The organism is Neorhizobium tunisiense, from assembly GCF_039631515.1.
Classification (GTDB): Bacteria; Pseudomonadota; Alphaproteobacteria; order Rhizobiales; family Rhizobiaceae; genus Neorhizobium.
The window spans coordinates 71440-86622 of the sequence record NZ_JBDIUU010000005.1 but is presented as its reverse complement, the minus strand read 5'-3'; the positions used below and the strand labels follow the sequence as shown (position 1 = coordinate 86622).

The 15183-nt window shown below is 60.6% G+C and carries 13 protein-coding genes; 3 read left to right on the top strand and 10 right to left on the bottom strand.

From position 1 onward, the window contains the following. Both ABCW43_RS18605 and ABCW43_RS18600 read right to left on the bottom strand, forming a co-directional pair. Positions 1–672, bottom strand: a complete 672-nt coding sequence (locus tag ABCW43_RS18605; protein ID WP_345927119.1) for a DsbA family oxidoreductase — start codon at positions 670–672, stop codon at positions 1–3. Positions 673–709: 37 nt separating this feature from the next. Further along, a complete protein-coding gene (locus ABCW43_RS18600; RefSeq protein ID WP_445738979.1) occupies positions 710–2515 on the bottom strand; it encodes an extracellular solute-binding protein in 1806 nt (601 codons plus the stop codon). Between the two features lie 285 nt (positions 2516–2800). Between ABCW43_RS18600 and ABCW43_RS18595 the strand changes: the two genes are divergently transcribed. Further along, positions 2801–3448, top strand: coding sequence for an invasion associated locus B family protein (locus tag ABCW43_RS18595; protein ID WP_345927115.1), 648 nt, complete (start codon positions 2801–2803; stop codon positions 3446–3448). Positions 3449–3562: 114 nt separating this feature from the next. On the opposite strand, the gene hspQ is transcribed toward ABCW43_RS18595, so the two are convergent. From hspQ to ABCW43_RS18575, 4 genes are all read right to left on the bottom strand, one after another. Continuing rightward, the gene (hspQ, locus tag ABCW43_RS18590; protein ID WP_038586840.1) at positions 3563–3892 is read right to left on the bottom strand and encodes a heat shock protein HspQ; all 330 of its coding nucleotides are present in this window, start codon (positions 3890–3892) and stop codon (positions 3563–3565) included. Positions 3893–3986: 94 nt separating this feature from the next. Further along, positions 3987–4910 (bottom strand): DMT family transporter, encoded by a 924-nt coding sequence (locus tag ABCW43_RS18585; RefSeq protein WP_345927112.1) that lies wholly within the window; start codon positions 4908–4910, stop codon positions 3987–3989. Positions 4911–5009: 99 nt separating this feature from the next. After that, positions 5010–6419 (bottom strand): type I glutamate--ammonia ligase, encoded by a 1410-nt coding sequence (gene glnA, locus ABCW43_RS18580; RefSeq protein WP_037087011.1) that lies wholly within the window; start codon positions 6417–6419, stop codon positions 5010–5012. 80 nt (positions 6420–6499) lie between these two features. Continuing rightward, positions 6500–6838: a P-II family nitrogen regulator gene (locus ABCW43_RS18575; RefSeq protein WP_038542987.1), complete on the bottom strand. Its 339-nt coding sequence runs from the start codon at positions 6836–6838 to the stop codon at positions 6500–6502. 344 nt (positions 6839–7182) lie between these two features. Between ABCW43_RS18575 and ABCW43_RS18570 the strand changes: the two genes are divergently transcribed. Then, positions 7183–8664, top strand: coding sequence for an NAD(P)H-hydrate dehydratase (locus ABCW43_RS18570; protein ID WP_345927107.1), 1482 nt, complete (start codon positions 7183–7185; stop codon positions 8662–8664). Here ABCW43_RS18570 and ABCW43_RS18565 read toward each other — a convergent pair. Continuing rightward, positions 8661–9473, bottom strand: a complete 813-nt coding sequence (locus tag ABCW43_RS18565; protein ID WP_345927105.1) for a DUF72 domain-containing protein — start codon at positions 9471–9473, stop codon at positions 8661–8663. The genes ABCW43_RS18570 and ABCW43_RS18565 overlap by 4 nt on opposite strands. A gap of 24 nt (positions 9474–9497) precedes the next feature. Beyond that, on the bottom strand, positions 9498–12419 hold the full coding sequence (gene uvrA / locus ABCW43_RS18560) for an excinuclease ABC subunit UvrA (RefSeq protein ID WP_345927464.1): 2922 nt from the start codon (positions 12417–12419) through the stop codon (positions 9498–9500). Positions 12420–12666: 247 nt separating this feature from the next. Here uvrA and ABCW43_RS18555 point away from each other — a divergent pair, with 247 nt between their 5' ends. Beyond that, positions 12667–13224 carry a single-stranded DNA-binding protein gene (locus tag ABCW43_RS18555; protein ID WP_345927103.1) on the top strand — a complete coding sequence of 186 codons (558 nt, stop codon included), beginning with the start codon at positions 12667–12669 and terminating at the stop codon, positions 13222–13224. Positions 13225–13272: 48 nt separating this feature from the next. Here the strand turns inward: ABCW43_RS18555 and ABCW43_RS18550 are convergent, their stop codons facing one another. Both ABCW43_RS18550 and ABCW43_RS18545 read right to left on the bottom strand, forming a co-directional pair. Next, positions 13273–14421 carry an HPP family protein gene (locus ABCW43_RS18550; RefSeq protein ID WP_345927462.1) on the bottom strand — a complete coding sequence of 383 codons (1149 nt, stop codon included), beginning with the start codon at positions 14419–14421 and terminating at the stop codon, positions 13273–13275. A 106-nt stretch (positions 14422–14527) separates the two neighbouring features. Then, positions 14528–15157, bottom strand: a complete 630-nt coding sequence (locus ABCW43_RS18545; RefSeq protein WP_345927101.1) for a MarC family protein — start codon at positions 15155–15157, stop codon at positions 14528–14530. Positions 15158–15183 lie beyond the last annotated feature (26 nt).

The window sequence follows — 15183 nt, the reverse complement described above, 5'->3', positions numbered from 1 at the left end:
TCAGATCATGCCCTTGCGGGCTTCCGCCTTCAGCTTGGCGATTTCGCGCAGCGCATTGGCAAACACATCCGGCGTCTGGGCGCCGCTGACCGCATATTGCCCGTCGATGATGAAGAACGGCACGCCGGTCACACCCATCTTCTGGGCCGCCTCGATTTCCCCAAGGACGGTATCCTTGTCGGCATCGCTTGCCAGGAGGTTCTCGATGACCTTGCGGTCGAGGCCGGATTTTTCGGCAATGTCGGCGAGCACGGCGTGGTCGCCGACATTGCGGCCTTCCTCGAAATTCGCCTTGAACAGTGCATTTGCAACCTTGTCCTGGATTTCGCGGCTTTCCACGATCGCCCAATGCAGCAGGCGATGCGCATCGAGCGTATTGGGACCGATCTTGATCGCCTCGAAATTATACTTGATGCCGACTTCTTCGCCGAGTTTCTTCAGCATCTCGTGGGCCCGTTCGACGGCTTGCCTGCCGCCGAGTTTTGCCGCGAGGTCGGCCTGGTGATCGACGCCTTCGGGCGGATGGTCCGGATTGAGCCGGTAGGGGCGCCAGTTGATATCGACGCCGATCTCGTCCTGCACTTCGGCGACCGCCAGTTCCATCCGCGCCTTGCCGAGATAGCACCACGGGCAGACGATATCCGAAACGATGTCGATGGTTACGCGCTCCATGGCGGCGTCCTTTCCTCGGTAACCGAAAGAGACTGGATTATTGCGCGCGTTTATCCCACCAGGTGTTGAGCTGGTAGCCGTAAAGCGGCAGTTTCTCCGGATAACCGATATGCTTGCGACGCGCCACCCATTGATCGGGAATATGATAAAGCGGCACGAGATAGTGACCGGAAATCAGCATGCGGTCGTAAGCCCGCACCGCAGCCTCGAAATCCTCCTTGCTGCGAACCGTCAGCATGGTCTCGATCAGCTTGTCGAGATCGGGATCCGAAGTGCCGGCAAAGTTGAAACTGCCATCGCGATTGCGGGAATCCGATCCCCAGCGCCCGACCTGCTCGATGCCGGGCGACAGGGAGGCGGGATAGGATTTGACGATCATGTCATAGTCGAAATTGCCGGAGCGGGCCTGATACTGGGCATCGTCGACGGTGCGGATCGACATGTCGACGCCGATCATCTTCAGTGTCCGCTGATAGGCGATCGCGAGCTTTTCCTGGTCCTGGGTCTGGGTCATCACCTCGAAGGTTAGCGGTCTCCCGGAGGCGTCCGTCATCCTGCCGTTCTTGATCGCGTAACCGCCCTTCCTGAGAAGATCGACCGCATCGCGCAACACTTTGCGGTCCGCGCCGGAAGCGTCGGTCTTCGGCAGATGATAACTGCCGTCGAGCACTGCCGGCTCGATCCTGTCCTTGATGGCTCCGAGGATCTTGAGCTCCCGCTCGTCCGCCGGCTTGCCGAGCGAGGAGAGGGGCGAGTTCTGCCAGAAGCTTTCCGTGCGGGTATAGGCGCCTTCGAAAAGGTTCTTGTTGGCCCATTCGAAATCGAAGGCGAGCGACAGGCCGGCGCGCACGTTCACGTCTGCGAAGAGCGCTCTTCTCGTATTGAACACGAAACCGAGCATGCCGGTCGGCAGCTGCGGCTTGAACGCATCCTTGATCACGTCGCCGTTCTGGACCGCCGGGAAATCATAGGCCCGTGCCCAATGTGTCGGGCTGCCGTCAGGATAAATGTCTATCGCGCCTTTCTTGAAGGCCTCGAACAGCGTGTTGTCCTGCAGGAAATATTCGACGCTGATCTGATCGTAATTGTCGAAACCCACCTTGGCCGGAATATCCTTGCCCCAGTAACCCGGATCTCGCTCATAAACGATGCGTTCCCCGGGTGAAATGGATTTGATCCGGTAGGGGCCCGAGCCCACCGGCGGCTTCAGCGTCGACTGATCGAAGGTGGCCGGATCGGTTGCATGTTTCGGCAGGATCGGGGTGCCGGTGGCGAGAATCAGGGGAAATTCCCGGTCGGCCTTTTCGTTGAAGGTGAACCGTACGCCACGCTCGCCGACCTTCTCCATTTTCGCGACAGGCGCCAATCGGGACGAGAACGGAATGCGGGCCTTGTCGCGCAACAGTTCGAACGAAAAGATCACGTCATCCGGGGTAACCGGCTGGCCATCCGACCATTTCGCCTTCGGATTGAGATTGAACTGGATGAAGGTCCGGTCGTCATTCCATTCGACACTCTCGGCCAGCAGCCCATAGAGCGTGAACGCCTCGTCGCTGGAACGCGTCATCAGCGATTCAAAGATAAGATTGCCGAAAGCCGGGTCCCAGATGCCGCGCGCCGAGGTGCGCATGCTTTTGAGGATGAACGGGTTTAGGCTGTCGAACGTGCCGACGACGCCATAGGTTATCTTGCCGCCTTTCTTCACATCCGGGTTCACATATGGGAAGTGCTTATAATCAGGCCCGAGCGCTGGACTGCCGTGCATGGCTATCCCGTGGACCGGATCGGCAAGGGCCGGGGTGCCGATGAAAAGCGCGGCGATGAGGGGAAGAAAGCGTCGCATGGGACCCATGGCGGTGAAATCCTCGCTGATTCGCCTGCAAAATAGCGCATGCCAACAGGCCCACCAACCACCGCCATGTGCAAAAGAGTGATCGCGGACGTTAACTCCTTGTCAAAAAATACGAAAGAGGGACTGGATATCGATGTCCGCCCGATGTAACAGGTTGGCCACACGGGCGGGTCATTCAATTGCCTCATTTGACCGACAGGTCACAGGCAGTAGGACACCCCGAGGGAGTTGACGGCGTCTGCCGTACCCAGCGGATTTCAGGAGACGGATCTCGTTATGATGCTTAAGGCAACCCAAGTTCTGCGGACGGCGATGTCCGCTCTCGCTCTTTCGGCCGGCGCGATGGCGCTGCCGGTTGCAGCCCTTGCACAGGATGCTCCGGCCGCGGCCGCTCCTGGTGCGCCCCCGCTCGGCTGGTTCAAGACCTGCACCAAGCAGGACGACAGCGATCTCTGCGTCGTGCAGAACATCATTGCTGCCCAGAACGGCCAGCTCATCACCGCCGTCGGCCTGATCACGGTCGAAGGCAAGGTCAACCGCAAGATCATGCAGGTTTCGGTACCGACTGCGCGCCTCGTGCCGCCCGGCATCGTCATGCAGATCGATGGCGGCAAGGGCCAGAAGCTCGATTACATCGTTTGCCTTCCGGACAAGTGCACCGCCGAAGTGCCGCTGACGGACGCGATGATCGCCAGCCTCAAGAAGGGCGGCGAGGTGGTCTTCACCTCCATCAACTTCCGCCGCGCTCCGAACCCGATCAAGGTTCCGCTCACCGGCTTCACCGGCGTCTTCGACGGTCCGGCCATGCCGCAGGAACAGATCGCTCAAAGCCAGCGGAGCCTCGAAGAAGGCATGCAGCGCAAGGCGGAAGAGACCCGCAAGAAGCTGGAAGACGCCCAGAACTCTGCAAAGCAGGGTCAGTAAGTTCCAGTCGGAACCAACAGTTCGAAGCCCGGCCATGCGCCGGGCTTTCTGATTCCGGACATGAAAAAGCGCCGGCTAGATGCCGACGCCTTTCTCGGGATTTGCGAATTCGGGTTAGTGGGCCAGTATGATCTTGGGCTTCAACTGGCCGGATGGACCGCGATCGAAGATCTGGTAGACCTGCGGATTGCGCAGCGGAGCGTCGTTCTCGTCGTGTTCCAGGTTCTGTTCCGAAACATAGGCGACATACTCCGTCTCGTCATTCTCTGCGAGGAGATGATAGAAGGGCTGGTCCTTGTTCGGCCGGATTTCTGCGGGAATGGAATTCCACCATTCGTCCGTATTGGCGAATTCCGGATCCACATCGAACACGACGCCCCGGAACGGAAAGACCTTGTGGCGGACCACTTCTCCGATGGTAAATTTAGCGTTGCGTTGTTTCATGGTGCGATGTCCTTTCGCATCCTAATGTGGGAATAAAATTCTCCGACATCAAGAGATTAATGCAGACCGGGCCCTATCGTTCCACGGGATAGACTTAAGGCGTAGTCAGCCTCCGCGGCCGGCTTGTCGCCAGAACTATGCCGCCGAGCACCAGAACGATGCCGACTGCATGATATGTTTCAAACGTCTCGCCGAGGAATATCACCGCCATGACGATAGAGACCGGAGGCATCATGTAAAGCGTCACCCCCGCTCTCGCCGGGCCGAATATCCTCACCGTATGCTGAAAGCAGAAGAACGCTGCAAGCGAGGCAAACAGGATGATGCCGGCAATCTTCGACCAGGCCGAGAACGTCGTCGGCAGCAGCCCGCCATGGAACAATTCCCAGAGCGCCGGGGGCAGCAGGAGGAGCGAGCCGGAAAAGCCGATCAGCCCGAACAGCGTGAATGGCCGGATCGCCTGGGCCGCCGGGCGGCGCAGGAGGATCGAATAGATCGCAAAGGCGATCGCCGCCACGAGCATGCCGAGGTCGCCGACATTGAAATTCATGTGCGCCAAGGCGCCGAGATCGCCACGCAGGACGATCGCCGCCACCCCGGCGAAAGCAACCGCCATGCCCAGAAGCTCCCGGCTGCCGATCCGGCGGCCGGAAAACCGCCACTCGAACAGGATGATGAACAGCGATGAGGTCGTGTAGATCAGCGTCGCATTCGAGGCCGTCGTCAGCGTCAACGCCCAGTAAACGAAGCCGCCGCTGATGCCGATGCTCAGGAAACCCAGCCACAGCCAGAGCCAGGTGTGCCGGCGCACAAAGGTCCAGGCGGCCGTCCAGTCGAAGTACAGCAGCGGCACGATGATGAGCGTTGCTCCGGCCCAGCGGATGAAGGCGGTGATGAACGGCCCGATCTCGCCGATCACGCCGCGCCCGAAGATCAGGTTGCTGGAAAAGAACACGGGCACAAGCGCGAAGACTACCCAGTCGATCGGGCGCGGTCGTGGAGAGTTGGGGGAGGTCATCGGCACACCGGCAATGGAGGCGCAAGCCACAAGGCTCGGCGGAACGGAAAACGGCGGGCTTGCGGCCCGCCGTCTCCAAGGCAAAAGGCGCTGAACGGATCAGGCCGAATAGTACATGTCGAACTCGACCGGATGCGGCGTCATTTCAAAGCGCATGACTTCCACCATCTTGAGCTCGATATAGGCGTCGATCTGGTCGTCGTCGAACACGCCGCCGGCGGTCAGGAACTTGCGGTCGCGATCGAGGTTTTCGAGCGCTTCGCGCAGCGAGCCGCAGACGGTCGGGATCTTCTTCAGTTCCTTCGGCGGCAGGTCGTAGAGATCCTTGTCCATGGCCTTGCCGGGATGGATCTTGTTCTTGATGCCGTCGAGGCCGGCCATCAGCATGGCGGCGAAGGCAAGATAGGGGTTTGCCAGCGGATCCGGGAAGCGGACTTCGACGCGCTTCGACTTCGGACCGGTGCCGAAGGGAATGCGGCACGACGCCGAACGGTTGCGAGCCGAGTAGGCGAGCAGAACCGGTGCTTCATAACCCGGGACGAGACGCTTGTAGGAGTTCGTCGTCGGGTTGGTGAAGGCGTTGATCGCCTTGGCGTGCTTGATGATGCCGCCGATATAAAAGAGGCAGCTTTCGGAAAGGCCGGCATATTCGTCGCCGGCGAAGGTCGGCTTGCCGTCCTTCCAGATCGACTGATGCACGTGCATGCCAGAACCGTTGTCGCCGAAGATCGGCTTCGGCATGAAGGTCGCGGTCTTGCCATAGGCATTGGCGACCTGGTGCACGACATATTTGTAGATCTGGATCTTGTCGGCGTTGCGCACCAGCGTGTCGAACTTGACGCCGAGCTCGTGCTGGGCGGACGCCACTTCATGGTGATGCTTTTCGACGACCACGCCCATTTCGGCGAGCACGGTCAGCATTTCGGAGCGCATGTCCTGCAGGCTGTCGACCGGCGGAACCGGGAAATAGCCACCCTTGACGCGCGGACGGTGGCCGAGGTTTCCGGTCTCGTAGTCGGTGTCGTCGTTGGACGGCAGTTCGGACGAATCGAGCTTGAAGCCCGTGTTATAAGGGTCGGCCTTGTACTTGACGTCGTCGAAGACGAAGAATTCCGGCTCCGGGCCGACAAATACCGTATCGCCGATGCCGGATGCCTTCAGATAGGCTTCGGCCTTCTTGGCCGTGCCGCGCGGATCGCGGTTATAGGCTTCGCCCGAGATCGGATCGAGGATGTCGCAAAAGATGACCATGGTCGACTGGGCGAAGAACGGGTCCATGTGGACCGTCGCCGGGTCGGGCATGAGCACCATGTCCGACTCGTTGATGGCCTTCCAGCCGCCGATCGAGGAACCGTCGAACATGACGCCGTCAGCGAACATGTCCTCATCGACGCAGACGACGTCCATGGTGACATGCTGCAGCTTGCCCTTGGGGTCGGTAAAGCGCAGGTCCACGAACTTGACGTCGTTTTCCTTGATTTGTTTCATGATTTCGCTTGCGCTCGTCATATGACCTCCTCGATGTACGATGACGATGAAACCCCGGCCTTTGGCCCTAGGGCGTTATTGGGGGCGTTTATTAGGGGCGTTTAGATGGCGTCCACGCCCGTTTCACCGGTGCGGATACGAATGACTTCCTCGATGTTGGAAACGAATATCTTGCCGTCTCCAATCCGTCCAGTCTGTGCCGCATTACGGATGGCTTCGATGACCGCATCCGCGTTCTCGTCCGCCAGGACGACCTCAACTTTGACCTTCGGCAGAAAATCGACGACGTATTCCGCGCCGCGATAGAGCTCGGTATGGCCCTTCTGCCGGCCAAAACCCTTGGCTTCGGTCACTGTGATCCCCTGCAAGCCGACTTCCTGAAGGGCTTCCTTCACTTCGTCGAGCTTGAAAGGCTTGATGATCGCTTCGATCTTTTTCATGAGAAACTCTATCTCCGCTTCTCTCTTGAAGCAGGCCGTTACCCGCTCGCACATGCCAATGCAGTTATCGTGCCAAACTCAGGCGACACTTTCAAAAAAATAATGCGGTTTTGCACGAATTCCCGACAAAACAGCCGCTTCAGTGACAAAATAGCTTCCGTTTTTCTCAGAATTTGTGCGTTGCGGCACAAGAATCGGAGTTTTTCGAAGTTTTTTCAGTAGTTAAGCATTGTCGGATGTAAGGCGAGTGTAGTTTTAAATTTAGGCATTTGCATCATTTTTATGCTTATCTGGCCGACGAAAGGACGCTTGTTTTCTGACCATCTTTCCGCTCAATTGCGCCTATGGACGCTTCGCTTGTCTCACTGCTTCTGACGCCCGACGAGATGGCGGCGGCGGACGCCGCCTCTGCCCGATCCGGCATCCCGTCCTTCGATCTGATGGAGCGGGCAGGGCAGGCGGTTGCGGCGGCCGCGCTTCGGCAATTTCCCGGCGCTTTGCGTTTTGTCGTGCTCTGCGGCCCCGGGAACAATGGCGGCGACGGATATGTGGCGGTCCGCACGCTTGCCGGAGCTGGAGCGGTCGGTGCTGTCCATCATCTCGGCGACCCGCAGAGGCTGACCGGTGATGCCAGGCATGCGCGCGAACTCTGCCCCCTGCCGTCGGAGCCTCTCGATGCTTATCGGCCGCGAGCCGGCGACGTGGTGGTCGATGCCCTATTCGGCGCCGGCCTCACTCGCAACGTGCCCGACATTGTCGCGGATGTGATCCGCAGGGTATCCGAGGCGCAGGTACCGGTTGTCGCCGTCGACCTGCCATCCGGTCTCTGCGGAAGGCGCGGCGTGCCTCTCGGCGCCGCCTTCCAGGCCGCTCATACGGTTACCTTCATGACCCGAAAGCCGGGTCACCTGCTACTGCCGGGCAGGTCTCTCTGCGGTGACATCCAGGTTTTCGATATCGGCATTCCGGCCCGTATCATCCGCGAGGTTGCCGGAGAGATGAGGGAAAACCGGCCGGAATTGTGGCGCAGTCTCCTGGTCGAGCCTGGCAGCGAGACCCACAAATACCGCCGCGGACATCTGGCTGTATTCTCCGGCGAGGCGGGCAAAACCGGGGCGGCTCGGCTTTCGGCGACAGCCGGCTTGAAAGCCGGGGCAGGGCTTGTGACAGTCGGTTCGCCAAGCGATGCCATGCCGGTCAACGCGGCCTCGCTGACCGCGATCATGCTGCATCGGATCGACACGGTGAAAGATCTGAAGAACTGGCTCGATACGGCAAAACTTGCCGCTTTCGTGCTTGGACCGGGCTTTGGCATCGGCAGGAAAGCAAGGCAATTCGCGCTTGCGCTGAAGGATCGGCCGCTGGTGCTCGACGCCGACGGGATCACCTCCCTCAAGGAAAAGCCTTCGGAACTGTTCGATGCCTTTGCCGGCGGGGAGCCGCATCTGGTGCTGACGCCGCACGAGGGAGAATTCGCCCGCCTGTTTCCCGACATCGCCGCGGATGGCAACCTGAGCAAGGCGGAAAAGGCGGTAAACGCCGCCACCCGCGCCCACGCCGTCATCGTCTACAAGGGCGCAGATACGGTGATCGCCGGCCCCGACGGGCGCGCCTATGTCAATACAAACGGACCGCCGTGGCTGGCCACCGCAGGTTCCGGCGACGTTCTGGCCGGCATGATCGGTGCGCTGCTCGCCCAAGGTATGCCCGTCTTCGAGGCCGCCGCGGCAGGCGTCTACCTGCATGGCGAAGCCGGCAAGCTGGCCGGCAGGGGCATGACGGCTGAAGACCTCGCCGTCCATGCCGATGTCTGGCTGGATCCCTAGCTGCGGCTTTCCAGGAGTTCGCGCATCGCCATCGCACCATAGGGCGCGTTCACCTTGCCCTCGTGGATGAAGAAAGCGAAGACGTCGCGCGGCTCCTTCTTGACTTCACGCTTCTCATCGACCAGCGGGAGGTCGTCCGGCACGCCGCCCTCGGCCCAGGTTTCCAGCCTTTTTGCCCAGGCTTTCATATCCTCTTCCGCATAACAGGTCTTGATGTCGTCCGACCCCTTCTGCAGGCGCGTGTAGACGAAATCCGCCGTGACATCCGCGATCAGCGGATAGTCGAAATGGTCGGCGCAGACGGGTGCGATATTGTATTTCGCCAGCAGCGCGATGAATTCCGGCACCTTGAAACTGTCGTTGCGGACCTCGACCACATGGGTCAGCTTCAAGCCGTCCAGCTTGTTCGGCAGCAGTTTCAGGAAGGCCTCGAAATCATCCGCTTCGAACTTCTTGGTCGGCGCAAACTGCCAGAGCAACGGCCCGAGATGGTCGCCAAGCTCGGTCAGGCCCTGGGTCAGGAATTTTTCGATCGATTCTCCCGCTTCGGCGAGGACCTTGCGGTTGGTGGTGAAGCGGCTCGCCTTCAACGAAAAGATGAAGCCGTCCGGCACTTCCGAGGCCCATTTGGCGAAGGTCTCGGGTTTCTGCGACCCGTAATAGGTGCCGTTGACCTCGATCACCTTCAGCTTGCTGGCCGCATATTCGAGCTGTTTCTTCTTCGCCAGTTTTTCCGGGTAGAACGTGCCTTCCCATGGCTCGAAGGTCCAGCCGCCGATGCCCGTGCGAATTGTGCCGGCTTTGGTCATGAATTACCTCCCTTATGCGGAGGTTCACTCCGCTGCTTCCGCCTTCTTGACCGGCCGCCGCTCCAGCAGTTCCTTCAGGAAGTGGCCGGTATAGGACCGCTTTTCCTTGACGATCTGTTCGGGTGTGCCGACCGCGACCACTTCGCCGCCCCCGGTGCCGCCTTCCGGGCCGATATCGATGATCCAGTCGGCCGTCTTGATGACCTCGAGATTGTGCTCGATCACCACCACGGAATTGCCCTGGTTCACCAGCTCCTGCAGCATTTCCAAAAGCTTGGCGACGTCATGGAAATGCAGGCCGGTCGTTGGCTCGTCGAGGATATAAAGCGTGCGCCCTGTCGAACGTTTCGACAATTCCTTGGCTAGCTTGACGCGCTGCGCCTCGCCACCCGAAAGCGTATTGGCTTGCTGGCCGACCTTGATATAGCCGAGGCCAACATCGAAAAGCGATTGCAGCTTGTCGCGCACCGCCGGCACCGCCGAGAAGAACTCGACGCCTTCCTCGACCGTCATGTCGAGCACGTCGGCGATCGACTTGGTCTTGAAGGTGACGTCAAGCGTCTCGCGATTGTAGCGCTTGCCGTGGCAGACGTCGCAGGTGACGTAGACGTCCGGCAGGAAGTGCATCTCGATCTTGATGACGCCATCGCCCTGGCAGGCTTCGCAGCGGCCGCCCTTGACGTTGAACGAGAAACGGCCCGGCTGGTAGCCGCGCGCCTTCGCCTCCGGCAGGCCGGCAAACCAGTCGCGGATCGGCGTGAAGGCGCCGGTATAGGTGGCCGGGTTGGAACGCGGCGTGCGGCCGATCGGCGACTGGTCGATATCGATGACCTTGTCGATATGCTCGAAACCGTCGATCCTGTCGTGCTCGGCCGGGATTTCGCGGGCGCCCATGACACGGCGTGCGGCGGATTTGTAAAGCGTCTCGATCAGGAACGTGGATTTGCCGCCGCCGGAAACGCCGGTCACGGCGGTAAACACGCCGAGCGGAATGGCGGCCGTGACGTTCTTGAGATTGTTGCCGCGAGCGCCAAAAACCTTGATTTCCTTGCCCTTCTTCGGCTTGCGGCGTTCCATTGGCACCGGCACCCCGAGCTCGCCCGACAGATATTTGCCGGTCAGCGATTTCGGATTGGCCATCACCTCGTTGGGTGTGCCTTCGGCCACCACCTGTCCGCCATGGATGCCGGCCGCAGGGCCGATATCGACGACGTAGTCGGCAGTCATGATCGCGTCCTCGTCATGCTCGACGACAATTACCGTATTGCCGATATCGCGCAGGTGTTTCAGCGTATCAAGCAGGCGGGCATTGTCGCGCTGGTGGAGGCCGATCGACGGCTCGTCGAGCACGTAGAGCACGCCGGTCAGGCCCGAGCCGATCTGCGAGGCAAGCCGGATGCGCTGGCTTTCGCCGCCGGAGAGCGTACCCGAATTGCGCGAAAGACTAAGGTAGTCGAGGCCGACATCGTTCAGGAACCGCAGGCGCTCCCGGATCTCTTTCAGAATCCGCACGGCGATCTCGTTCTGCTTGGCGTTCAGCTGTTCCGGAAGCACCTCGAACCAGTCGCGGGCGACACGGATCGACATCTCTGTGACCTGGCCGATATGCAGCTTGTTGATCTTGACCGCCAGCGCTTCCGGCTTCAGGCGGTAGCCGTTGCAGGCCGGGCAGGGGGCCGCCGACATGTAGCGCTCGATCTCCTCGCGCGCCCACGCGCTGTCGGTTTCCTTCCAGCGGCGTTCGAGGTTCGGCACGATGCCTTCGAAATTCTTGACCGTCTTGTAGGAGCGGGCGCCGTCGGCATAGTGGAATTCGATCTTTTCCTCCGTGCCCTCGAGGATGGCTTTCTGCGCCTGCGCGGAAAGCTCGTTCCAGCGGCTGGACAGCTTGAAATCGAAAACCTTGCCCAGCGCTTCGAGCGTCTGATTGTAATAGGGCGAAGTGGATTTCGCCCAAGGGGCAATCGCGCCATCGCGCAGCGTCCGGGCCGGTTCCGGTACGATCAGCGCTTCATCCACCTTCTGCTGCGAGCCGAGACCGTCGCAGGTCGGGCAGGCACCAAAGGGATTGTTGAACGAAAACAGCCGCGGCTCGATTTCCGAAATGGTAAATCCGGAAACGGGGCAGGCGAACTTTTCAGAGAACAGCACCCGTTCGTGCGTTTCGTTGAGGGACTTGTTGGCGGATCCGCCGGCTGAGGTCTCCTCCGGCGGCAGGGGCTTGTCGGCGAACTCGGCGACCGCCAGCCCGTCGGCCAGTTTCAGCGAGGTTTCGAGGCTGTCCGCCAGGCGCGCGGCGATATCGGAGCGAACCACGAGCCGGTCCACGACGACATCGATATCGTGCTTGTATTTCTTGTCGAGCGCCGGGACGTCGGCGATCTCGTAGAACTGGCCGTCCACCTTGACGCGCTGGAATCCCTTTTTCATCAGGTCGGCGAGTTCCTTCTTGTACTCGCCCTTACGTCCGCGGATCATCGGCGCCAGAATATAAAGACGCGTGCCTTCTTCGAAGGCGAGGATGCGATCGACCATCTGGCTGACCGTCTGGCTTTCGATCGGCAGGCCCGTTGCCGGCGAATAGGGAACCCCGACGCGCGCAAAAAGCAGGCGCATATAGTCGTAGATTTCGGTGACCGTGCCGACCGTCGAGCGTGGATTGCGCGAGGTGGTTTTTTGCTCGATCGAGATTGCCGGGGAAAGTCCGTCGATCTGGTCGACATCGGGCTTCTGCATCATCTCCAGGAACTGGCGCGCATAGGCCGAAAGACTTTCGACATAACGCCGCTGGCCTTCCGCATAGATCGTGTCGAAGGCGAGCGAAGACTTGCCCGAACCGGACAGGCCGGTCATGACGATCAGCGAATTGCGGGGCAAATCGAGATCGATGCCCTTCAAATTATGCTCGCGCGCACCACGTATGGAAATGCTCTTCAGTTCGCTCATCTTCATGCTCTCGGGAGGATCGAAGGCCCTTATGTAGTGATTGATCCACGACTGTCGAGACGAAACTGCTGCCATGCAACGCCGTTCCCGAGTCGGTTGACAGCACTATAGGAATAAAATAGAACAAATAAAGAACAAATTTGCCTGTGGATTAAAGATCGCAAAAACCCAATGGCTGGGCCCGATGGGCTAGAGTGCCGCGATTGATTTTTGGTGCCGTTACCGGGCGGCAGATGAGGTGATGAATATGGCTGGTAGTGTGAACAAGGTAATCCTGGTGGGGAATGTGGGGGCTGATCCTGAAATCCGCCGGACGCAGGACGGCCGGCCGATCGCCAACCTTCGCATCGCCACGTCCGAAACCTGGCGCGATCGCAACAATGGCGAACGCCGCGAGAAGACCGAATGGCATACGGTCGTCGTCTTCAACGAAGGTCTGTGCAAGGTCGTCGAGCAATATGTGAAGAAGGGTGCCAAGCTTTATATCGAAGGCGCGCTGCAGACCCGCAAGTGGCAGGACCAGACCGGCAACGATCGTTATTCGACGGAAATCGTGCTTCAGGGCTTCAACTCGACGCTGACCATGCTGGATGGTCGCGGCGAGGGCGGCGGCGACCGCGCAGGTGGTGGTTTTGGCGGCGCTAATCGCGGCGGCAATGACTTTGGCGGAAACGATTTTGGCGGTGGTGACGATTACGAGCGCCGGCCTGCTGCAGGCGGTGCGAGCCGTGGCGGCCAATCCTCGGGCGGTCAGCCGGCCGGCGGCAATTTCTCGCGTGATCTCGATGACGACATCCCGTTCTGATCGATCGGTCGGCATGGATTTATAAAACGGCAGCTGCCTGAATTGCGATCAGGCGGCCGCCTTGTCGGCGAGCATCGCGACCAAAACATCCGATTGCGAGAGAATGCCGACCAGTTTGTTGTTCTCGCGGGTTACCGGCAGGTAGTGCAGCCCCTCCTCGGCGAAGATGACGATCGCGTCTGCGATCGGCGTGGCCGGGCCAACCGTCCTGACCGGCGCTGTCATGATGTCCTTGACTGTGTCGTTCGGTGCGCTGGCGCCCGACAGGACGAGGCGCACCCGTTGGGCAAAACCAATTTTCGGCCGGCCTCTCGTCCAGTTCGCCTTGTCGAGAAAATCTGTCTGGGTGACGATCCCCACCACTTCGGCCCTGTCGTTGGTCACCGGCAACGCCTTGAAATGGTGGGCGCGCATCAGGTCATGCGCTTCCTTCAGGGTATTGTCGGGTGCGACCGCCACCACATCGCGCGACATGATGCTGGCGCAATCGAGATGGCCGGCGCGCCGGCGATAGGAGCGCAATTCCGTCCGCCGCAGGATCGTTTCGAGGTCGTCGCGGTCGATATCCAGGAACTCGTCGTATTCTTTCAGGACTTCGTCGAGGTCGGCGGAGGTGAAGCCGATGCGCTGGATCGAGGCGGGATCGGTCGTGCCGTGATCGGCCGTCGCCGGCTTGGCGGCGTGCGGGTAACGGCGTCCCGTCAGATTGTTGAAGGCCAGCGCGATCAGCAGCAGGACCAGTGAGTTGCCGGCGACGGGCCAGATGACGAAGCCGTAGCCGAGTTCGTGGATCGCCGGCCCGCCGAGCACAGCGGTCAGCGCGATCGCGCCGCTCGGGGGATGCAGGCACCGAAGCGTCATCATCGCGGCGATGGCAATAGCGATTGCCAGCGCCGAGGCCAAGAATGGGTCGGTTATTAAAAGGGCGGTCGTCACTCCGACCAGCGCTGCAACGATATTGCCGCCCAGGATCGACCAGGGCTGGGCAAGCGGGCTGGAAGGCACCGCAAACAGCAGCACCGCCGACGCTCCCATGGGGGCGACCAGCGCCGGAAGCGTTGCATCCGCCTTCAAAGCCAGACTTCCCAGAAGCCCTGTCACCAGTATCCCCAAGAGCGCGCCAAATGCTGCGCGCAGTCTTTCCCTGGGGCTGACGGGGGTGGCTTCCGGCCGGAGCCGGCGCAACAGGCGGCGCATCATGGAGACCTTCGAGTGAGGTGAGATGAATCGCGTTTTAGCAGAAAATTCCGCTCTGTCGCGCCGGTCTTAGCTAAGGCCGCGTCCTACCCGAAGGGTGCGGGGCTTAAAGATTAAAGGCCGAACGCACCCCATCGACGACGAACTGAACGGAGAGCGCCGCGAGGATCACGCCGAGCAAGCGGGTGAGGATCGCCCTTCCGGTAACACCGAGAAAACGGTCGAGCCGTTCGGCGACCAGAAGCGTTGCGTAGACGAGCAGCATGATCAGCGCGATGACGCCGATGAAAAGCGCGCGGTCGAGGACGCCGGGCAGGGTGCCGGAAAGCAGGACGGTGGCCGAGATCGCGCCCGGTCCGGCAATCAGCGGCAGCGCCAGCGGAAACACCGCGATATTGTGGATATGGTCGATGGTGATCGCCGCCTGGGATGTCTTCTCCTTCCGCTCCTGGCGTTTTTCGAACACCATTTCGAAGGAGATCCAGAAGAGCAGCAGGCCGCCCGCGATGCGGAAGGCGCCGATCGAGATGCCGAGCAGACCCAGCACGCTAGAGCCGAACAGCGCGAAGACGGCAAGGATCCCGAAGGCGATCAGCGATCCGCGGAAGGCGACCTGGCGGCGCTGGACAGCCGTCATCCCGACGGTAAGCCCCAGAAAGACCGGCGCCAGCCCGGGCGGGTCGAGTGTCACGAGCATCGTGGTCAGGGCATTGACCAGCATGTCGGGGGTCGCCATATCGTCTCCCTGTCAGGCTGCAATCC